Here is an 18863-nt window from a genome sequence, read left to right as displayed (position 1 = left end):
CGATGCACCGGGACATCGACATCGGCGGCGTGCTGGTCTCGCCCTTCGTCGCCTACGCGCTGGGCGCCTTCGCGATCCTCGTGGTGCTGCGGCGGCTGTTCAGCCGGATCCGCCTCGGCCGCTACCTCGCCAACCCGCCGCTCGCGGAGGCCGGGCTCTACGTCTGCCTCCTCGCCCTGCTGATCGTGATGCTGTGATGGCCGACGCGGACGATCCCCACGCCCCGCAGGAGGAGGCGCCATATTCCGGCCGCCGCGCGCGCCGGATCCTCCGGCTCGCCGCCACGGGGCTGGTCCTCGTCGTCGCGCTGGCGGCTGCGGCCGTGGTCTGGCGCTTCTACGTGGCCGCCCCCTGGACCCGGGACGGGCGGGTGCGCGTGCAGGTGGCCGGCGTCGCGCCCCAGGTCTCCGGCCAGATCGTGGACCTCAAGGTCGCGGACAACCAGGCGGTGAAGCGGGGCGACGTCCTCTACGTCATCGAGGCGTTCGACTTCGAGGTGGCGGTGACCCAGGCCGAGGCCGAGGTGAAGAACCGCGAGGCCGACCTGCAGGTGAAGAACGCCCAGTCGGTGCGGCGGCAGGAGCTCTCCACCGTCTCGACCTCGGTGGAGGAGAAGCAGCAATTCGCCGGCACCGCCAAGATCGCCGAGGCGGCGCTGGAGACGGCCAAGGCCCAGCTCGCCCAGGCCCGGGTCAACCTGCAGCGCACCACGGTGCGCGCGCCGGTGAACGGGCGCGTCACCAACCTGCTCCTGCGGGTCGGCGACTATGCCAGCCAGGGCAGCGTCAACGTCCGGGTGATCGACACCGATTCCTTCTGGATCGACGGCTATTTCGAGGAGACCAAGATGGCCGCCATCCATGTGGGCGACCCGGCCGAGATGGCGCTGATGGGCTACGACGCGCCCCTGCGCGGCACCGTGGAGAGCATCACCCTCGGCATCGCGACGGCGAACGCGGCGCCGAGCACGCAAGGGCTGCCCAATGTCGACCCGGTCTATACCTGGGTGCGCCTCGCCCAGCGCGTGCCCGTGCGCATCCGCATCGACCACGTGCCCGACGGCGTGCCGCTGGTGGCCGGCATGACCGCGACCGTGGTGGTGAACCGGGGCACGGGCGCCGATCCCGGCTGGTTCGCCGACCTGCGCCGCACGGTCACGGGGGCGCCCTGAAGCCGAACCGGGTCTATTCCGCGCTGCAACCTAGGCGGGTGTAAATCTATGGATGCAATCGGTTGCACTGCGGCCAAGCTCTTGAAATTCGAATACTCCCACAATGGGTGCATTTTTCGGGTTGACGGCAAAACAATACGGACGCAGTCTCTCAGCGTGCTTCGCGAAGGGAAGCACAATCGACCCAGAGGCAGCGTGCGGAGCGCGATAATCTGGCACGGTGACTTATGGTCGAAGCTGAGGAGACAGGCATGACTCCACCCCAGCATAACGCCGTAACGACCACTTCCGGAACAGCCCGGCCGGAAGCCTAGCGGCTCTTCACGCGGACAACCCGGCGGAGACGACTCCAGGGGCGCAGAAGCGGCCAGAACGGCGCGACTTCGAACACGCGAAATGCCCCACCTCAAGCCGTCTCCGGCGCGGTTCGGTCGGCCGCCACGCGGCCTCATAAAACCTTCGGACGGCCCAGCCCGCCGACGGCCTCGAGAGAGGTCGCGCGCGGGATGAACCCATGTCCTCGTCCCCTCAACACCGCTTTCGCTTGCTCCGCTCGGTCGTGAGCGGGCCTCTCCTCCCCCTCGCGGGGAGGGGCCGGAGGTGGGGGTCGCGCAGAAGGCACCGGGGCGCATCATCCTGAACCACACGCATGCCCGAACTCGTCCCCGCAAGGGGCGCGGGCAGACGCACCGCGAGATCCGCTTGCGCATCGCAATATGAAGTCCACTCTTATATCGTGCACAAGGTAATCACGAAAAATTTGGGAGGATCCGGCAATTTAGTGCTTGAAGCGGGTCACGGAATGGCCGATATCTGCCCGGCGCCCGAAAACAGGTGCGCCATCAACGTCTTAGGGTTCCCTTATGGTTGCCCGGACGGGGATGACCCGAAGTCTAGGAGAAACACCATGAAGTGGGCTGCCCCGGTCGTGTCCGAGATCTGCGTCGGCATGGAAGTCACCTCGTACGAGTCCGCCGAGATCGACACCTTCAACTGAGGTGTTGGGCCGGGCCGGGGGTTGCAGGCTGCCAGGGGCGAACCCATGCGCGTCGTGATCCTCGGTTCGGCCGCCGGCGGCGGGCTTCCCCAGTGGAATTGCCGCTGCCCCATCTGCGAGACCGCCCGCCGCGAGCCGGGCCGCGTCCGCCCCCGCACCCAGTCGAGCATCGCCGTCTCCGCGAACGGGACGGACTGGCTCCTGGTGAACGCCTCGCCCGACATCCGGCAGCAGCTCTTCGACACGCCGGCGATGCATCCGCAGGACGGCCTGCGCCACTCGCCGATCAAGGCCGTGCTGCTCACCAACGGCGACGTGGACCACGTGGCCGGCCTGCTGACGCTGCGCGAGGGCCAGCCCTTCACCCTCTACGGCACGGCCGGCATCCTCGATTCGGTGAACGCCAACCGCGTCTTCGACGTGATGGCCGCCGCGGTGGTGGGGCGCGAGCCCGTCGCCATGGAGCGCCGCTTCGAGCCGCTCCCCGGCCTCGCCGTCACCCTGTTCCCGGTCCCCGGCAAGGTGCCGCTCTGGCTGGAGGACGAGACGATGCAGATCGGCGCCGAGACCGAGACCACGGTCGGCGCGATGATCGAGGCGAACGGCCGCCGCCTCGCCTACGTGCCGGGCTGCGCCCGCGTCACCGACACGCTGAAGGGGCAGATCGCGGGCGCCGACGCGCTGCTCTTCGACGGCACCGTCTATTACGACGACGACATGATCCGCGCGGGCGTCGGGGTGAAGACCGGCTGGCGCATGGGCCACGTGCCGATGCGCGGCGAGAACGGCTCGGTGGACGCGCTCGGCGACGTGGCCATCGGCCGCCGGGTCTTCGTGCACATCAACAACACCAACCCGGTCCTGATCGAGGATTCGCCCGAGCGCGCCGAGATCGAGGCGGCGGGCTGGACCGTCGGCCATGACGGGCTTGAGCTGAGCCTCTAGGGCGCTCTCCGCCGAAGCGGGCACCGGTTCGGCGCAAGAGAGCGCGTCATAACAAGAGCCTAGAGCCGTTCCTGATTGCAACGCGATCGGGAACGGCTCTAGGGCGCCGGCCCGGCGCGCCATGCGCTGGATCAAGGATCGAGGCGCGGCGCCCGGTCCATCGTGATCCGGCACCGGTCGGGATCCGGCCTGCGGCCCTGGGCCCGGGTGGCATTCGGCCCGGGGCGAACCTATGTGAACCGGATCCGCTGGCCGTGCCCGGCACGCGCTCCGGCCAAGACCAAGAACGCCAACGCGAACCGGAACGGACGCACGGAAACGCCATGAACGCCTCCTTCCCCACCCCCGGCGCCGACGCGAGCCAGCGCCTCCTGAGCCCGGAGGAGCTGGAGGCGGCTCTGCGCGACATCGGTGCCCGGCGCTACCACAACCTGCACCCGTTCCACCGCCTGCTGCACGACGGCAAGCTCGGCAAGGATCAGGTCCGCGCCTGGGCGCTCAACCGCTACTATTACCAGGCCATGATCCCGGTGAAGGACGCGGCGCTGCTCGCCCGCCTGCCGGACGCCGCGCTCCGCCGGATCTGGCGCCAGCGCATCGTCGACCATGACGGCGACCACGAGGGCGACGGCGGCATCGAGCGCTGGCTCAAGCTCGCCGAGGGCGTGGGCTTCGCCCGCGACTACGTGCTCTCGACGCAGGGCATCCTCTCGGCCACGCGCTTCTCGGTGGACGCCTACGTGCACTTCGTCTCGCAGAAGAGCCTGCTCGAGGCGATCGCCTCATCGCTGACCGAGATGTTCTCGCCGACCATCATCTCGGAGCGCGTCGCCGGGATGCTGAAGAACTACGACTTCATCACCAAGGAGACGCTGGCCTATTTCGACAAGCGCCTGACCCAGGCGCCGCGGGATGCGGATTTCGCGCTCGACTACGTGAAGCGCCACGCCACCACGCCGGACTTGCAGCGGGCGGCGATGGACGCGCTGACCTTCAAGTGCACGGTGCTGTGGACCCAGCTCGACGCGCTGTACTTCGCCTATGTCGCCCCCGGCATGGTCCCGCCCGATGCCTGGGAGCCCGGCGAGGGGCTGGTGGCCGAGGCGCCAGCGCGCGGGCCGGCCGGCGCCCCCGCCGGCACCCTCGTGGCGAGCGACGTGCCGCGCCTGCCCCGCGGCGTGCGCATGCGCTTCGACCAGGCCCGCGACAAGCACGTGCTGCTCGCCCCCGAGCGCACCTTCGATCTCGACGACAACGCGGTGGCGGTGCTCTCGCTCGTCGACGGCAACCGCAGCGTCGCGCAGATCGCGCAGGCGCTCGCCGAGACCTACGCGGCCGACGCCACGGTCATCGAGGCCGACATCCTGGTGATGCTCACCGATCTCGCACAGAAGAGAGTCCTGGAACGATGAACGCCGTCACGCCGCAGCGGACGGCCGTCCCGGCCCCCGTCGGGCTGCTGGCGGAACTGACGCACCGCTGCCCCCTGCGCTGCCCCTATTGCTCGAACCCGCTGGAGCTCGACCGGCGCTCGAAGGAGCTCGACACGGAGACCTGGCAGCGGGTCCTCACCGAGGCCGCCGAGCTCGGCGTGCTGCACGTCCACCTCTCGGGGGGCGAGCCGACCGCGCGCCAGGACATCGTCGCGATCACGCAGACCTGCGCCAAGCTCGGCCTCTACTCGAACCTGATCACCTCGGGCGTCGGCGGGGCGCTGGAGAAGCTCCAGGCGCTCTACGATGTCGGGCTCGACCACGTGCAGCTCTCGGTGCAGGGCGTCGACGCGCAGAACGCCGAGAAGATCGGCGGCCTGAAGAACGCGCAGCCGCAGAAGATGAAGTTCGCCGAGACGGTGGTCGCGCTCGGCCTGCCGCTGACGCTCAACTCGGTGATCCACCGCGGCAATATCCACGAGGTCGAAGGCTTCATCGACCTCGCGGTGAAGATGGGCGCCAAGCGGCTGGAGGTGGCCCACACGCAGTATTACGGCTGGGCCTACGTCAACCGCGCCGCCCTGATGCCGAACAAGGCCGAGGTCGACCGCTCGATCCGCATCGTCGAGGCGGCGCGCGAGCGCCTGAAGGGCCAGCTCGTCATCGACCTCGTGGTGCCGGACTATTACGCCAAATATCCGAAGGCCTGCGCCGGCGGCTGGGGCCGCAAGCTGATGAACGTCACGCCCCAGGGCAAGGTGCTGCCCTGCCACGCGGCCGAGATGATCCCGAACCTCGAATTCTGGTACGTCACCGAGCATTCGCTCCGCGACATCTGGACGAACGCGCCGGCCTTCACCGCCTATCGCGGCACCGACTGGATGCAGGAGCCCTGCCGCTCCTGCGACCGGCGCGAGAAGGATTGGGGCGGCTGCCGCTGCCAGGCGCTGGCGCTCGCGGGCGACGCGGCGGCCACGGACCCGGCCTGTTCGCTCTCGCCGCTCCATGCCAAGGTGCGCGCGCTCGCCGCCGAGGAGGCGGCCGAGAACCCGCCCGACTACGTCTACCGGACGATCGGCAGCAACGTCCGGTCGCCGCTCAAGGAGGAAGCCCCGCTGTGAAGTTTCTAGTGACGACGGCCCTCGCGCTCGGTCTCGTCGCCGCGCCCGGGCTCGCGCCCGCGCTGGCCCAGGACGCGCCCGCGCCCACGAAGGTGAACGCCGCCGCGCCGAACGCCTCGGACCTGCTCTTCGAGGCGCCGCAGATGAAGAACGTGACGCCCGGCTCGACCATCACCTACGATTATCTGCGCCGCTCGGGGATCGCCAAAGGCCCCTACGGGCCGCCGATGAACGACACCATCGTGTTCACCGTGGACGCGGCCAAGGTGCCGGATGCCCGCAACATCCGCGTCACCATGTTCTCCGGCTTCAACCGCGTGCCTGCCGGCCCCTTCGAGGACATGCCGGGCAACCCGGTGATCTCGCTCTTCCTCGAGAACCACCTGCGCGGCCTCGCCAAGCTGCTCGAGGCGAACCCGCGCTACCTGAAGAACGCCATCCGCAAGGGCCTGCGCGACAAGGCCGTGGTGACCCCGGTCAAGGTCAGCTTCCGCGGCCGCGAGGTCGATGGCTGGCGCGTCGAGACCAAGCCCTTCGAGGGCGACGCCATGACCGAGCGCATGCGCGGCATGTCCAACATGACCTATACCTTCATCACCGCCCCCGAGGTGCCCGGCGAGGTCGTCTCGATCGAGGCGCAGTCGAAGACGCCGGACGGCGGCGAGCTCCTGGAGGAGAGGCTGAGCTATGAGCAGAAGGCGGGTTGAGGCCGCGGCGCTCGCCGCCCTGGCGCTGGCCGGGCTGACGCTCGGCGCCCGCGCCGCCGAGGAGAACGACTATCCCACCGATGCGCGCGTGGACTACGTCTTCGCCTGCATGGCGGCCAACGGCCAGACCCGCGAGAACCTGCAGAAATGCTCGTGCTCGCTCGACCAGCTCGCGGCGATCCTGCCTTACGACAAGTACGTGCAGGCGAGCACGATCCTGTCCATGCGCCAGGGCATCGGCCAGCGTTCCAACGAGTTCCGTCAGACCAAGATCTTCGACGACAAGGTCGCGGACCTGCGCCGCGCCCAGGCCGAGGCGGAGATCCGCTGCTACCGGGGCTGAGGACAGGCGGCTTCCCACGGAGCCGCCCCTCGTCCCATCCCTCACCTCATCCTGAGGTGCCCGCGCGAACGGGCCTCGAAGGAGCCCTCCGGGGATCTCCGTGCCTGCTGGAGGGCTCCTTCGAGGGCGGCGCTCCGCGCTGCCACCTCAGGATGAGGTCGCGGGATGGAGCGGCATGACGGGCAGAGGCCGATCGGAGCGATCCGCGATACCGGCCGCGCCTGCCGCTTCCGCACCATGAACCGCTGAGCGGAGGCTGTTGCGCGGGCTAACGGATTCGGCCAAACCCGAGCCTTCGACAGCCGGAGATCGTCCCGCGCGTGAGCCCGCCGCCCTCATCCCTCGCCCGCCTGCTGCCCGGTCTCGGGCGGCGCACGCTGGTGATGGGCATCCTCAACGTCACCCCCGATTCCTTCTCGGATGGCGGCCTGTTCCGGGGCGAGGCGGAGGCCCGCGCCCAGGCCGGGACGCTGGTGGCCGAGGGCGCCGCGATCCTCGACATCGGCGGGGAATCGACGAGGCCCGGCCACACCCCGGTGCCGGCCGAGGAGGAGCAGGCCCGCGTCCTGCCCGTCATCCGGGCGCTGGCGCCGCAGCTCTCCGTGCCGATCTCCATCGACACCTACAAGGCCTCGACCGCGAAGGTCGCGCTGGAGGCGGGCGCCACCATCGTCAACGACGTCTGGGGCCTGCAGCGGGAGCCCGAGATCGCCCGGGTCGCCGCCGCCCACGGCGCGCCGGTGATCATCATGCACAACCGCGAGACGATCGATCCGGCGATCGACATCGTCGCGGACATGCTGCGCTTCTTCGAGCGCTCGCTTAACATCGCTCGCGCCGCCGGCATCGCGGATGCCGACATCGTGCTCGATCCGGGCGTCGGCTTCGGCAAGAGCTGGGAGCAGCATCTGGAGGCGCTCCGCCGCCTGCCCGAGATCCGGGCGCTGGGCTTCCCCCTGCTCGTCGGCGTCTCGCGAAAGTCCCTGCTCGGGCGCCTGCACGACCGTGAGACGAAGCCCGCCGACCGGCTCTACGGCTCGCTCTCGGCCCATGCTTTGGCCGCGACGCTCGGCGCCGACATCGTGCGCGTGCACGACGTCTCCGCCCATGTGGATGCCATGCGCGTGGTCGACGCGGTGATGCGCCCGGAGACCCGCGCGTGAGCGACCATATCCGCGTCCACCGCATCGCGGTCTTCGCCCGGCACGGGTTGCTGGAGGAGGAGGCGCGGCTCGGCCAGCGCTTCTACATCTCGCTCGACGCCGTGCTCGACCTCGCCGCCGCCGGCCGCTCCGACGACGTCGCCGAGACCGTGAGCTATGCCGACCTCACCGAGATCGCGGTCGGCATCGCCACCGAGCGCCGCTTCAAGCTGATCGAGGCGCTGGCCGAGACGATCGCCGCCGAGATCCTGGCGCGGTTCGCGCGCATCCGCACGATCACGGTCGCGGTGGACAAGCCGAGCGCGCCGATCCCCGCCATCCTCGACGGCGTCACCGTCGCGATCACCCGGGGGCGCGCGTGACCCAGGCCTATCTCGGGCTCGGCAGCAATATCGGCGACAAGGCCGCGATGCTCGACGCCGCGGTGGCGGGGCTCGCCGCCCGGCCCGGCATCCGGATCGCCGCGCGCTCGCGCAACTACCGCACGCCGCCCTGGGGCGACACCGACCAGGACTGGTTCCTCAACGGAGCGCTCGCCGTCGAGACCGACCTCGACCCGCACGGGCTCCTCGACGCCTGCCTCGCCGTCGAGAAGGAGCTGGGCCGGGTGCGCGAGCGCCGCTGGGGCCCGCGCGTCATCGACATCGACGTGCTGTCCTATGCGGGCGCGACGGTGGAGGACGAGCGCCTGATCCTGCCGCACCGCTTCGTGCGCCAGCGCGCCTTCGTGCTGGTGCCGCTCGCCGAGATCGCCCCCGACCTGACGATCGGCGACGAGACGGTGACCGAGGCGCTCGCCAAGCTCGACGCCACCGGCATCGCGCCGGTGTGATCCCGGGCGTCGAGAGGGATCATCCCTCTCGCGGGTCCAGGGCGGAGCCCTGGAATGACGCCGGGGCTTCGCCCCGGCACCCCACCAAAGGGATGATCCCTTTGGAAACCCGGGATCAGTTCTGGAGGAGCTTGTTCTCGTTCTCGTCGAGGAGGGGCACGTCGAAGTCGCGCAGGACCTTCTCGATATCGGCGCGGCGCTTGCGCAGGATCGTGTTGAGCTGGCGCTTCCAGTCCTCCTCGCCCGGGCGCACGCCCATGCCGATGCGGTAGGTCATGGCCGGGCGGTCCGGCTCCTTGAGGAGCGGCACCACATCCATCGGCTTGCCCGATTGCCTGGCGAGCCAGCCGGCGGCCGGTCCCCAGAGCACGGCGGCGTCGATGCTGCCCGCGGCGAGGTCCGCGATCACCTCGGCCGAGACCGTCTGGTGCTTGCGGGCCGGGTCGAGCTGGTAGGGCGCGTAGGCCTTCATCCCCGGGATCAGGCCGAGATCGCCCATCCGGTTGACGGGGGGCGTGCCGGCGATGACGCCGATGCGCTTGCCTTTGAGGCGCTGGTCGTCGAGCCCGGTCACGTCGGTGAACTCGCCCTTGCGGGTCACCAGCGTGTAGGTCGAGCGGTAATAGGGATTGGTGCTCTGGATCAGCTCGCTGCCGAAGGCCGAGCCGATGATGATGTCGCACAGGCCCGTGCCGAGGGTGTTGCGGACGAAGCCCGGTCCCTGCGTCAGCCAGTAATAGCGGACCTTGACCTTCAGCTCGTCGGCGACGATGGCCGCGATCCGGTTCTCGAAGCCGTCCTCCTTCCGCTCGGAGAAGGGCATGTTGCCCGGATCGCCGCACACCCGGAGCGTGTCCGTGGTGACGAGGTCGGGCAGGTGCTGTGCGGAAGCGCCACGCGCCCCTGCCGCAAGCAGCAGGAGCGCGCAGGCCGCGGTGACCCGCGTCGCGGTGCCGGGGGTCATCAACCGCCCAGGCACTCCTTCTCGTTCTTCTTGGCCGCCTCCGGCTTGTCTTCCTTGTCACCCGGGCGGATGCGGCCCATGGCGCCGGCGGCGCGGGCCTTCAGGTAGACGTACAGGTCGTCGGCGTAGCACATGACGTTCTTGTTATCGCCGAAGGCCGGCATGACCTTCTGCTCGGAGCTGGAGACGTCCTGCTTGCCGCCGGCCAGGATGCCGATGAACTCCTCGTAGGAGAGGTGCTTCAGCGAATCCTTGAGGGCGGGCGCGTAGGTCGAGCCCATGCCGTCCGGGCCGTGGCAGACGTGGCACTCGGCGTGATAGCGGCGGTAGCCCGAATAGGCATACCAGTCGACCTTCTTGCCCTGGTCGGTGACGTGGAAGGTCGGATGGCCCTCGGCATCGAAATACTTGCCGTCTTCGACCTTCACGGCGACGTCCTTCTTGAGGAGCTTCTCGTCGGGCTCCGCGGACTTGTCGTTCGGGTTCAGAGAGTTGGCGAGGGCGGGGGCGGCAGGCTTGGCATCCTCAGCATGTACGGCAACCAGACCAACGGTTGCTAGGGCGAGGGCAGCCACGAGCGGCCGCGTAACGAAGGTGCTGAGGTGGTGCAATGGACGTCTCTCCCTCGAAGGCTCGGTTTCGGCCCCCATGGCCTGACCGGCCTTCTTGCAAGTCACTCTAATCATAAGAGTGCCGGCGCGGAAACCCGCGCCGGCACCCTCATTCACCACTCACGCTGCGACCGATTAGTTCGGCAGCGTGAACACGGTCAGCTGACCGCCGAGGTTGGTGTAGTTGGACAGGGCCGCGTAGCCGCCGACCGCGCCGAGACCGGCATTCGGATCGGTGAGGCCGGCCGCGAGGCCGATGCCCGCCCAGCCGCCGACGCCCGACAGGACGCCCACGAACTGCTTGCCCTTGTGCTGGTAGGTCATCACGTTGCCGATGATGCCCGACGGGGTCTTGAACTTGTACAGTTCCTTACCCGTCTTCGAGTCGACAGCCTTCAGGTAGCCCTCGAGGGTGCCGTAGAAGACGACGTCGCCAGCGGTGGCCAGAGCGCCCGACCACACCGAGAACTGCTCGGCGTTCGACCACTTGATCTTACCGTTCACGCCGTCCCAGGCGATGAAGTTACCCATGCCGCCGTGCGAGTTCGGGGCGGGGTACATCGACAGGGTCGCACCAACGTAGGGCTGGCCCGGGGTGTACGAGACCTTGAAGGGCTCGTAGTCCATGCAGACGTGGTTGGTGGGCACGTAGAACAGGCTGGTCTTGGGCGAGTAGGCCGCCGGCTGCTGGTCCTTGGTGCCCAGAGCCGCCGGGCAGATGCCCTTCGAGTTCACGTCCTCGCCGTTCTGCTCGGTCGAGTACTTCGACACGACCAGCGGACGGCCGTAGTTCTTCGAACCCTTGTCCATGTCGACCTTGGTGGCCCAGTTCACCACCGGATCGTACTTCTCGGCGACGAGGAGTTCGCCGGTCGCACGGTCGAGGGTGTAGCCGAAGCCGTTACGGTCGAAGTGGGTCAGCAGCGGACGCTCCTTACCGTCGACCTTCTGGTCGGTGAGGATCATCTCGTTGATGCCGTCGTAGTCCCACTCGTCGTGGGGGGTCATCTGGTAGACCCACTTGGTCATGCCGGTGTCCGGGTTACGCGCCCAGATCGTCATGGACCACTTGTTGTCGCCCGGACGCTGCTTCGGGTTCCAGGTCGAGGGGTTGCCCGAGCCGTAGTACATCAGGTCGAGCTTCGGATCGTAGGAGAACCAGCCCCAGGTGCAGCCGCCGCCGGTCTTCCACTGATCGCCTTCCCAGGTCTTCAGCGAGGAGTCCTTGCCGACGGGCTTGCCGAGAGAGGTGGTCTTCTCGGGATCCATGATCATGTCGGCGTCAGGCCCCTGGGAGTGGCCGCGCCACACCTTCTTGCCCGACTTCAGGTCGTAGGCGGTGACGTGGCAGTTCACGCCGAACTCGCCGCCCGAGATGCCGACGATGACCTTGTCCTTGACCGGGAGAACGGTCGCGGTGTTGGTCTCGCCCTTCTTCGGGTCGCCGTTCACGACCGACCAGTTGACCTTGCCGGTCTTGGCGTCGAGCGACACGAGGGTGGTGTCGGCCTGGTGCAGGATGATCGCGCCGTCGGCATAGGCCAGGCCACGGTTGACCGTGTCGCAGCACATGACCGGGATCACGGACGGATCCTGCTTGGGCTCGTACTTCCAGACGATCTTCGCCTCGTTGTTCAGGTCGAGGGCGTAGACGATGTTCGGGAAGGGGGTGTGGACGTACATCATGTCGCCGACGACGAGGGGCGAGCCCTCGTGGCCGCGCAGCACGCCGGTCGAGAACGTCCAGGCGACCTGGAGGTTCTTCACGTTCGACGCGTTGATCTGGTCGAGCTTCGAGTAACGGGTGTTGGCGTAGTCGACCGTCTGGAGCACCTGCTCCGCCGGGTTGGCGATGCCCTTCATGACGCTGTCATTGGCGAAGGCCGGCGCGGCGATGGCCGCGACACCCGCGCCGAGGGCGAGGAGATGAACCGCTCTCATGGATTCCTCCGACAAGTCTTTGAGGTCTTAGGCCACGGGTGTTCAGTCCGCGGCTGCGGGACCCGACCTGCTGTTTGCGACAGGGATTTCGATGACGCCTCGGTAGCGGGTCGCTCTACGGTGCCGAACGAGCACCGAACCAGAGCCGGCCATCCCTTGGGCCAGCTCCTCGAAACCGAGGCTTGAGGGAACTCTAAGAGAAATTTGAGCGCCGTCAATCCGCCATAGAGCGCCGGAACGCGCTGGAACGGCGCAAATCCCCAGTGCTCGGCAATGTTGCTTCGCACAATCCGACACCGCACTGCACATAGGCCAAGTCAGAGATGGTATCTCGACACCGGTCCCTCTCTGCCATCCATGCGGAATGCGCGGCTTTGAGCGTCGGTTAGCCAGCATGCATGCACGTTGCGCACAACCAACCCCATGCTGGAGCGGGAACGACTTGAACTTCGGCCGCCCCGCATTGGAAGCAGTGCAAAACGGGGATGATCTGCAGGTGCAGAGCCTGCCGCTGTCAATTGCGCAATCATCCCGGATCTGCGCCCTCACGCCGCAGCCGGGAAAGACCTGACGCGGGCGGGACGCCGGACTTTGGAGGGATTGTTGGAAGCCCTGGCGGCGGGACTCGCGACGCCTTGCCGGCAAGAGATTCGATGGGGCGGGACCGGCTTCATCCCGCGTCCAGTCGACCACTTCGGCGATCAGCGGCCCCCTCTCCCCGCCCGAAGTCGGGTTTACCCGACTTCGGCCTTTCGGTGGCGATCCCGGGCAGGCCCGGGATCGATGCGGGGAGAGGGTCGCGACGACCCCGTCGTCGGCGCGACGAGCGGCAGCGACGGTGAGGGGGTGATTCCGGAGGAGGCTCCCTCACCCTCGGCGGCCGCCTCGCTCCATACCCCGACGAGGGGGTATGGAGCCCTCTCCCCGCAGGCGGGGCGAGGGGATCCGCGGAACCGCTCCGATGACCGGCTCGCCTCGAGACATGGACGTCGAACCGGCGCTCAGAGCAGGCTGATGCCGCCGGTGCTCTCGAACTCGGCCATGTCGCCGACGAGATCCGTCACCGCGATATCGAGGCGCCGGCCGTTGCGGAGGCGGAGCTGGGAATCGGGCTCCAGCCAGATCGGCCGCAGGCTGGCATGGCTGCCGCGCAGGGTGCCGTAGGCGATCAGCGCCTCGGCGCGGCGCTCGATCACGATCCGGTAGCGCACACGGGCGGGCTGGCAGCCCTCGGCCGTGACGATCCCGAGACCCGTCAGCGTCTTCAGGACTTCGTTGGGTTCGGCCATCGGACGCGACGCGGAGAGGGCGGGAGAAAGCGGCAAGACCATTGCCGTTTAATCCCGGCCCGCCCCGCTGTCACGCCGCCCCGACCCCGGCCCTCACGACAAATCCGGCCGGATGCAGCCCGTCGCGCCGGGCCTGTCCCCGCTCAGACGAGGTCGCGCACCACGATGCGCCCGCCCTCAGCCGAGAGCGCGAGGCGGCCGTGCTTCAGCGCCAGCGCCTTCTCGCCGAACAGGCTCCGGCGCCAGCCGTGCAGCACGGGCACGTCCGCCGAATCGTCCTCGGCGACCGCCTCCAGATCGTCCACGGTGGCGATGATCTTGGGCGCGACGCCCTCGTTCTCGCACACCGCCTTGAGCAGCACCTTGAGCAGCTCGACCAGCGCGCCGTTGCCGCCGCTGCGCCCGCGGGCGCGCTCCGGCATGCTGATCTCGGCGAGGTCGCGGACGAAGCCCCGCTCCACCGCGGCGAGGATGTCGGCGCCGGTGCGCGAGCGCTCGAAGCCGGCGGGGATGGTGCGCAGGCGGCCGAGGGCCTCGACGCTGCGGGGCGCGCTCGTCGCCACGTCGATCACCGCCTCGTCCTTCAGGATGCGCCCGCGCGGCACGTTCCGGCTCTGCGCCTCGCGCTCGCGCCAGGCGGCAACCTCGGTCAGCACCGCGATCTCGCGGGGCTTGCGCATCCGCCCCGAGAGCCGGCGCCAGGCGAGCTCCGGATCGGCCCGGTAGGTCTCGGGGGAGGTGAGCACGCCCATCTCCTCGTCGAGCCAGGCGCCGCGGTCGGTGCGCAGGAGCTCGCCCGCCAGCACCTCGTAGATCTTCACGAGATGCGTCACGTCGGACAGGGCGTAGGCGAGCTGCGCCTCGGAGAGGGGCCGGCGCGACCAGTCGGTGAAGCGCGAGGACTTGTCGATCTTGGCCTTGGCGAGGTCGTTGACGAGCTGCTCGTAGGAGACGGAATCGCCGTAGCCGCAGACCATCGCGGCGACCTGCGTGTCGAAGAAGGGCTGCGGCAGCAGGCCGCCCATCAGCCAGATGATCTCCAGATCCTGCCGGGCGGAGTGGAACACCTTCACCACGCCCTCGTCGGCCATGAGGTCGAGGAAGGGCTTGAGGTCGATGTCCTTGGCCAGCGGGTCGACCAGCACGGCCGTCTCGTCCGGGCCCGCCATCTGGATGAGGCAGAGCTTCGGATAATAGGTGGTCTCGCGCATGAACTCCGTGTCGACGGTCACGAAGGGCTGCGTGGCCAGCTTTGCGCAGGCGTCGCGCAGTGCCGGGGTCGTGCTGATCAGGTCCATCGCTCGGCTATACCGGAGGTTTCCCGGCTTGGGGAGCGGCGGCCCGCGCCCTCCCCAGCGAACGACGCGCGATTCAGGCGACCTCCGCCAGGGCGGCCCGGCGGCGGGCCCGGGCGTTCCGGCGGATGCGCGCGGCATCCGCCCGGCGCTGCGCCTCGGCGCGGGCCATCAGCCAGTCGAGGATGCCGCCCTCCAGCCGCTCGCCGGTGGCGGCGTCGGTGAGGCGGCGGATGCGGTCGGTCCGGAAGCCGCGATAGCCGCCGCGGCCGGGATCGATGCCGCCGAGCAGGGTGCGGCCGGGCCCGAGCTTCAGCTCGCGGGCCTCGACGGTGCGGCGGCTCCAGACGCCCTGGCCGTCCTCGTAGACGAGCTCGAACCGGCCGGAGAGCGGCATCAGGCTCCAGCCAGGGGCGGGGGCCGGGACGGGCGGGGCGGCCTCGCCGAGGGGCTCGGGCCGCCCCCCGTGGAAGCGGGAAAAGGCGTGCGCGTTCATGGACGTCATATGGGGATCCGACCCCGATTCCGGTAGACGCGCGAGGGATTTAGGTGCCCCGGGGCATGCATGCAGCCGGTCGTCGCGACCACTCCGGACAGGTCTCGTCCCTCACCCCAACCCTCTCCCGAACGGGAGCGGGCCTGTCGCGCCGTTTCGCCAGGGCCGAGCCCGGCCCCGCGCTTGACTTGGGGGGCCTCCCGTGAATGGTGCCCGGCTCGTTCCCGAGAGCCTGCCCGAAGAGCCTGCCGTGCACCGTTACCGTTCCCATACCTGCGGCGCGCTCCGCCCGTCCGACGTCGGCGGGACCACCCGCCTCTCCGGCTGGTGCCACCGCATCCGCGACCATGGCGGCGTGCTGTTCATCGATCTGCGCGACCATTACGGCCTGACGCAGTGCGTGGTGGACTCCGATTCCAAGGCCTTCAAACTGGCCGAGGGCGTGCGCTCCGAATGGGTGATCCGCATCGACGGGCGCGTCCGCCAGCGCCCCGCCGGCACGGAGAATCCCGAGCTGCCGACCGGCGCGATCGAGGTCTATATCGACGACCTCGAGGTGCTGGGCGCGGCGGCCGAGCTGCCGCTGCCGGTCTTCGGCGACGTGGAGTATCCGGAGGAGACGCGGCTGCGCTACCGCTTCCTGGATCTCCGACGCGAGAAGCTCCACGCCAACATCATGAAGCGCGGCGCGATCATCGACGCGCTCCGCCGCCGCATGCGGGACGGCGGCTTCTTCGAGTTCCAGACGCCGATCCTGACCGCCTCGTCGCCCGAGGGCGCGCGCGACTTCCTGGTGCCCTCGCGCCTGCATCCCGGCAAGTTCTACGCGCTGCCGCAGGCGCCGCAGCAGTTCAAGCAGCTCACGATGATCGCGGGCTTCGACCGCTACTTCCAGATCGCGCCCTGCTTCCGCGACGAGGATGCGCGGGCGGATCGCTCCCCGGGCGAGTTCTACCAGCTCGACATCGAGATGAGCTTCGTCACGCAGGAGGACGTGTTCCAGTCGGTGGAGCCGGTGCTGCGCGGCGTGTTCGAGGAATTCGCCGAGGGCAAGCGCGTCACCGACGTGTTCCCGCGCATCACCTATGCCGACGCCATGCTGAGATACGGCGTCGACAAGCCGGACCTCCGCAACCCGCTGATCATCGCCGACGTGACGGACGAGTTCGCCGAGGACGCGGTCGAGTTCAAGGCGTTCAAGGGCGTGATCAAGTCGGGCGGCGTGGTCCGCGCCATCCCCGCCACGGGCGCGGCCTCCCAGTCGCGCTCCTTCTTCGACAAGCTGAACGACTGGGCCCGCTCCGAGGGCGCGCCCGGCCTCGGCTATATCGTGTTCGAGGAGGAGGGCGGCCAGCTCACGGGCCGCGGCCCCATCGCCAAGTTCATCCCGGCCGAGATCCAGGCGCGCATCGCGCAGAAGGCCGGCGCGAAGGCCGGCGACGCGGTGTTCTTCGCCGCCGGCCCCGAGGCCAAGGCGGCGGCGCTCGCCGGCAAGGCCCGCATCCGCATCGGCGACGACCTCGACCTGTCGGACAAGGACCAGTACGCCTTCTGCTGGATCACCGACTTCCCGATGTTCGAGTGGAACGAGGACGAGAAGAAGATCGACTTCTCGCACAACCCGTTCTCGATGCCGAACTTCGACCACGAGGCCTTCCTGAACCTCGGCGAGGCCGACGCGGAGACGATCCTCGGCATCAAGGCCTTCCAGTACGACATCGTCTGCAACGGCATCGAGCTGTCCTCGGGCGCCATCCGGAACCACAAGCCGGAGATCATGGAGAAGGCCTTCGGGCTGGCCGGCTACGGCAAGGATGTGCTGGAGGCGAAGTTCGGCGGCATGCTCTCGGCGCTGCGCCTCGGCGCCCCGCCGCACGGCGGCATCGCGCCCGGCGTCGACCGCATCGTGATGCTCCTCTGCAACGAGCCGAACATCCGCGAGGTGGTGCTGTTCCCGATGAACCAGCGCGCCGAGGACCTGATGATGAGCGCGCCCTCCGAGGCGACGGCCAAGCAGCTCCGCGAGCTGCACATCCGCCTGAACCTGCCCGAGAAGAAGGCTTAAGGCGCGGCCCAACCCTCTCCCCCGCAGCGGGGGGAGGGAGATGGATGGTTCACGTGCCGGACATCGTCGCGATCGTCGTCGCCCACGACAGCGCCCACGCGCTCCCGGACTGCCTCGCGGCCCTGGCGCGCGAGGGCGTGCCGGCGATCGTCGTCGACAATGCGAGCCGCGACGGCTCGGCGGATCTGGCGGAGCGGCTCGGCGCGCGCGTCCTGCGCAATCCCCGCAACGAGGGCTACGGCCGGGCCAACAATCTCGGCCTGCGGTCGGCCGAGGGCGCGACCCACATCCTCATCCTCAACCCGGACCTGATCCTGCAGCCCGGCGCCGCTTCGGCCCTGCGCGAGGCCGTCCGCGCCTATCCGGATGCGGGACTCTACGCCCCGCGCATCGTCGAGCCGGACGGGCGCTTCTTCTTCCAGGCCCAGTCCTTCCTGAGCCCCTACCTCGCGAACGCCAAGGGCCGCCGCGACCTGCCGGAGGGCGATGCCTGCGCGCCCTTCCTCTCCGGCGCCTGCCTGATGGCGGAGCGGGCCTTCCTGCTCGGCCTGGGCGGCTTCGACGCGTCGATCTTCCTGTTCTACGAGGACGACGACCTCTGCCGCCGCGTCGCCGATGCGGGCCGCGCCCTCGTCCACGTGCACGGGGCGGTGGCCCTGCACGGGCGCGGGCGCTCCTCGGCCCCGGAGCGCGGCCGGGTCTTCCGCGCCCGCTGGCACCTCGCCTGGTCGAAGGCCTACGTCGCCCGCAAATACGGCCTGCCCGACCCGAGCCTCGCCACGCTGCTCGCCAACGCGCCGAAGGCCGCGCTCTCCCTCCTCGTCTTCCGCCGCGCCGGCTGGGAGCGCTACGGCGGCTCGGCCGCCGGGGCGCTCGCCGCCCTGCGCGGGCGGGGGGCGCTGGAGCGGGAGGGGCTGGAGGCCCTACGATGAGCACGCTGCCACCGCTCCAGGCCCTCGCCCGCGCGGCGGCGCTGCTGGCCGGGCACGGCTTCCGCGTGGTCGCCCGGAACGAGCGCGGCGACAGCCTCTATCTGGCGCAGGACGGCAGCCCCTGGCGCCTGCGCCTCTCGAACCATGCCCGCACGCCGAAGCAGCGGCGCGGGCATCCGGAGGTGTTGGCGAGCCTCGTCGTGCGGGCGCCGCGGACGCACGCGCAGGTCGCCGCCCTGGTCGAGGCGGCGTTGCGCGACTATGCGGGCGGCCTCAGGCGGGTGGCGGCTCAGGCCTCGGGCGTCGACGCGGCATCCTCGGCGTCGCGGAAATAGGGCTCGACCGGTCCCTTCAGCTTCACCGTCATCGGGTTGCCGGCGCGGTCGAGGGTCTTGCCGGCCGAGAGCCGCACCCAGCCCTCGCTGACGCAGTATTCCTCGACATTGGTCTTCTCGACGCCCTTGAAGCGCACGCCGACGCCGCGTTCCAGCATCTTCTCGTCGTAAAACGGGCTGTTGGGGTTGGCCGCGAGGCGGTCGGGGGGCGTGTCGGACATCG

21 protein-coding genes are annotated in these 18863 nt (G+C 69.4%); 14 read left to right on the top strand and 7 right to left on the bottom strand.

The features are described 5' to 3' along the window. The first annotated feature begins 2 nt into the window (after positions 1–2). The 11 genes from MTDSW087_RS22970 (at position 3) to folK (ending at position 8712) form a co-directional block, all read left to right on the top strand. The gene (locus MTDSW087_RS22970; RefSeq protein ID WP_144767193.1) at positions 3–197 is read left to right on the top strand and encodes a DUF1656 domain-containing protein; all 195 of its coding nucleotides are present in this window, start codon (positions 3–5) and stop codon (positions 195–197) included. Continuing rightward, positions 197–1171, top strand: coding sequence for an efflux RND transporter periplasmic adaptor subunit (locus MTDSW087_RS22965; protein WP_144767192.1), 975 nt, complete (start codon positions 197–199; stop codon positions 1169–1171). Before MTDSW087_RS22970 ends, MTDSW087_RS22965 begins: the two co-directional genes overlap by 1 nt. Positions 1172–2078: 907 nt before the next feature. After that, entirely contained in the window at positions 2079–2168 is a 90-nt protein-coding gene (gene pqqA / locus MTDSW087_RS22960) for a pyrroloquinoline quinone precursor peptide PqqA (protein WP_007564431.1), read from the top strand. 45 nt (positions 2169–2213) lie between these two features. Beyond that, positions 2214–3113 carry a pyrroloquinoline quinone biosynthesis protein PqqB gene (pqqB, locus tag MTDSW087_RS22955; RefSeq protein ID WP_144767191.1) on the top strand — a complete coding sequence of 300 codons (900 nt, stop codon included), beginning with the start codon at positions 2214–2216 and terminating at the stop codon, positions 3111–3113. 323 nt (positions 3114–3436) lie between these two features. Beyond that, the gene (gene pqqC / locus MTDSW087_RS22950) at positions 3437–4525 is read left to right on the top strand and encodes a pyrroloquinoline-quinone synthase PqqC (protein WP_144767190.1); all 1089 of its coding nucleotides are present in this window, start codon (positions 3437–3439) and stop codon (positions 4523–4525) included. Beyond that, the gene (gene pqqE, locus MTDSW087_RS22945) at positions 4522–5667 is read left to right on the top strand and encodes a pyrroloquinoline quinone biosynthesis protein PqqE (RefSeq protein WP_144767189.1); all 1146 of its coding nucleotides are present in this window, start codon (positions 4522–4524) and stop codon (positions 5665–5667) included. The genes pqqC and pqqE overlap by 4 nt, the downstream gene beginning before the upstream one ends. An 8-nt stretch (positions 5668–5675) precedes the next feature. Continuing rightward, complete coding sequence (locus tag MTDSW087_RS22940; protein ID WP_425324728.1) at positions 5676–6374, top strand: hypothetical protein; 699 nt, start codon at positions 5676–5678, stop codon at positions 6372–6374. Further along, a complete protein-coding gene (locus MTDSW087_RS22935) occupies positions 6355–6717 on the top strand; it encodes a hypothetical protein (RefSeq protein ID WP_144767187.1) in 363 nt (120 codons plus the stop codon). The genes MTDSW087_RS22940 and MTDSW087_RS22935 overlap by 20 nt, the downstream gene beginning before the upstream one ends. A 383-nt stretch (positions 6718–7100) precedes the next feature. Next, positions 7101–7880, top strand: coding sequence for a dihydropteroate synthase (gene folP / locus MTDSW087_RS22925; RefSeq protein WP_373321977.1), 780 nt, complete (start codon positions 7101–7103; stop codon positions 7878–7880). Next, positions 7877–8242: a dihydroneopterin aldolase gene (folB, locus tag MTDSW087_RS22920; RefSeq protein WP_144767185.1), complete on the top strand. Its 366-nt coding sequence runs from the start codon at positions 7877–7879 to the stop codon at positions 8240–8242. The genes folP and folB overlap by 4 nt, the downstream gene beginning before the upstream one ends. Further along, positions 8239–8712, top strand: a complete 474-nt coding sequence (gene folK / locus MTDSW087_RS22915) for a 2-amino-4-hydroxy-6-hydroxymethyldihydropteridine diphosphokinase (RefSeq protein ID WP_144767184.1) — start codon at positions 8239–8241, stop codon at positions 8710–8712. The genes folB and folK overlap by 4 nt, the downstream gene beginning before the upstream one ends. Positions 8713–8827: 115 nt before the next feature. Here the strand turns inward: folK and xoxJ are convergent, their stop codons facing one another. The 6 genes from xoxJ to MTDSW087_RS22885 all read right to left on the bottom strand — a co-directional run bounded on the left by xoxJ (position 8828) and on the right by MTDSW087_RS22885 (position 15308). Continuing rightward, a complete protein-coding gene (gene xoxJ, locus MTDSW087_RS22910; protein ID WP_144767183.1) occupies positions 8828–9676 on the bottom strand; it encodes a rare earth element methanol dehydrogenase accessory protein XoxJ in 849 nt (282 codons plus the stop codon). Continuing rightward, positions 9676–10287, bottom strand: a complete 612-nt coding sequence (locus MTDSW087_RS22905) for a c-type cytochrome, methanol metabolism-related (RefSeq protein WP_144767182.1) — start codon at positions 10285–10287, stop codon at positions 9676–9678. Before MTDSW087_RS22905 ends, xoxJ begins: the two co-directional genes overlap by 1 nt. A 135-nt stretch (positions 10288–10422) precedes the next feature. Next, positions 10423–12228 carry a lanthanide-dependent methanol dehydrogenase XoxF1 gene (gene xoxF1 / locus MTDSW087_RS22900; protein ID WP_144767181.1) on the bottom strand — a complete coding sequence of 602 codons (1806 nt, stop codon included), beginning with the start codon at positions 12226–12228 and terminating at the stop codon, positions 10423–10425. Between the two features lie 1001 nt (positions 12229–13229). Further along, entirely contained in the window at positions 13230–13517 is a 288-nt protein-coding gene (locus MTDSW087_RS22895; RefSeq protein WP_144767180.1) for a hypothetical protein, read from the bottom strand. A gap of 143 nt (positions 13518–13660) precedes the next feature. Then, a complete protein-coding gene (gene rnd, locus MTDSW087_RS22890; RefSeq protein WP_144767179.1) occupies positions 13661–14815 on the bottom strand; it encodes a ribonuclease D in 1155 nt (384 codons plus the stop codon). 73 nt (positions 14816–14888) lie between these two features. Further along, the gene (locus tag MTDSW087_RS22885) at positions 14889–15308 is read right to left on the bottom strand and encodes a hypothetical protein (RefSeq protein WP_238179101.1); all 420 of its coding nucleotides are present in this window, start codon (positions 15306–15308) and stop codon (positions 14889–14891) included. A gap of 250 nt (positions 15309–15558) precedes the next feature. On the opposite strand from MTDSW087_RS22885, the gene aspS reads away from it, so the two are divergent. The 3 genes from aspS to MTDSW087_RS22870 are packed head-to-tail and all read left to right on the top strand — an operon-like array spanning position 15559 to position 18640. After that, positions 15559–17373, top strand: coding sequence for an aspartate--tRNA ligase (aspS, locus tag MTDSW087_RS22880; RefSeq protein WP_144767178.1), 1815 nt, complete (start codon positions 15559–15561; stop codon positions 17371–17373). Between the two features lie 44 nt (positions 17374–17417). Next, entirely contained in the window at positions 17418–18305 is an 888-nt protein-coding gene (locus MTDSW087_RS22875; protein ID WP_144767177.1) for a glycosyltransferase family 2 protein, read from the top strand. Continuing rightward, positions 18302–18640 (top strand): hypothetical protein, encoded by a 339-nt coding sequence (locus MTDSW087_RS22870; protein ID WP_144767176.1) that lies wholly within the window; start codon positions 18302–18304, stop codon positions 18638–18640. Before MTDSW087_RS22875 ends, MTDSW087_RS22870 begins: the two co-directional genes overlap by 4 nt. On the opposite strand, the gene MTDSW087_RS22865 is transcribed toward MTDSW087_RS22870, so the two are convergent. Beyond that, the gene (locus tag MTDSW087_RS22865; RefSeq protein WP_144767208.1) at positions 18595–18861 is read right to left on the bottom strand and encodes a DUF3297 family protein; all 267 of its coding nucleotides are present in this window, start codon (positions 18859–18861) and stop codon (positions 18595–18597) included. The genes MTDSW087_RS22870 and MTDSW087_RS22865 overlap by 46 nt on opposite strands. Between the last annotated feature and the right edge of the window lie 2 nt (positions 18862–18863).

It is taken from the genome of Methylobacterium dankookense (genome assembly GCF_902141855.1).
In the GTDB taxonomy this organism is placed as follows: Bacteria; Pseudomonadota; Alphaproteobacteria; order Rhizobiales; family Beijerinckiaceae; genus Methylobacterium; species Methylobacterium dankookense.
This window is presented reverse-complemented; position numbering and strand designations above follow the sequence as displayed.

Bases quoted from the DNA above. Each gene is read 5' to 3' on its own strand.
- MTDSW087_RS22970 (WP_144767193.1), top strand. From the start codon at position 3: ATGCACCGGGACATCGACATCGGCGGCGTGCTGGTCTCGCCCTTCGTC.
- MTDSW087_RS22965 (WP_144767192.1), top strand. From the start codon at position 197: ATGGCCGACGCGGACGATCCCCACGCCCCGCAGGAGGAGGCGCCATAT.
- pqqA (WP_007564431.1), top strand. From the start codon at position 2,079: ATGAAGTGGGCTGCCCCGGTCGTGTCCGAGATCTGCGTCGGCATGGAA.
- pqqB (WP_144767191.1), top strand. From the start codon at position 2,214: ATGCGCGTCGTGATCCTCGGTTCGGCCGCCGGCGGCGGGCTTCCCCAG.
- pqqC (WP_144767190.1), top strand. From the start codon at position 3,437: ATGAACGCCTCCTTCCCCACCCCCGGCGCCGACGCGAGCCAGCGCCTC.
- pqqE (WP_144767189.1), top strand. From the start codon at position 4,522: ATGAACGCCGTCACGCCGCAGCGGACGGCCGTCCCGGCCCCCGTCGGG.
- MTDSW087_RS22935 (WP_144767187.1), top strand. From the start codon at position 6,355: ATGAGCAGAAGGCGGGTTGAGGCCGCGGCGCTCGCCGCCCTGGCGCTG.
- folP (WP_373321977.1), top strand. From the start codon at position 7,101: ATGGGCATCCTCAACGTCACCCCCGATTCCTTCTCGGATGGCGGCCTG.
- xoxJ (WP_144767183.1), bottom strand. From the start codon at position 9,676: ATGACCCCCGGCACCGCGACGCGGGTCACCGCGGCCTGCGCGCTCCTG.
- xoxF1 (WP_144767181.1), bottom strand. From the start codon at position 12,228: ATGAGAGCGGTTCATCTCCTCGCCCTCGGCGCGGGTGTCGCGGCCATC.
- MTDSW087_RS22895 (WP_144767180.1), bottom strand. From the start codon at position 13,517: ATGGCCGAACCCAACGAAGTCCTGAAGACGCTGACGGGTCTCGGGATC.
- rnd (WP_144767179.1), bottom strand. From the start codon at position 14,815: ATGGACCTGATCAGCACGACCCCGGCACTGCGCGACGCCTGCGCAAAG.
- MTDSW087_RS22885 (WP_238179101.1), bottom strand. From the start codon at position 15,308: ATGAACGCGCACGCCTTTTCCCGCTTCCACGGGGGGCGGCCCGAGCCC.
- MTDSW087_RS22875 (WP_144767177.1), top strand. From the start codon at position 17,418: ATGGTTCACGTGCCGGACATCGTCGCGATCGTCGTCGCCCACGACAGC.
- MTDSW087_RS22870 (WP_144767176.1), top strand. From the start codon at position 18,302: ATGAGCACGCTGCCACCGCTCCAGGCCCTCGCCCGCGCGGCGGCGCTG.
- MTDSW087_RS22865 (WP_144767208.1), bottom strand. From the start codon at position 18,861: ATGTCCGACACGCCCCCCGACCGCCTCGCGGCCAACCCCAACAGCCCG.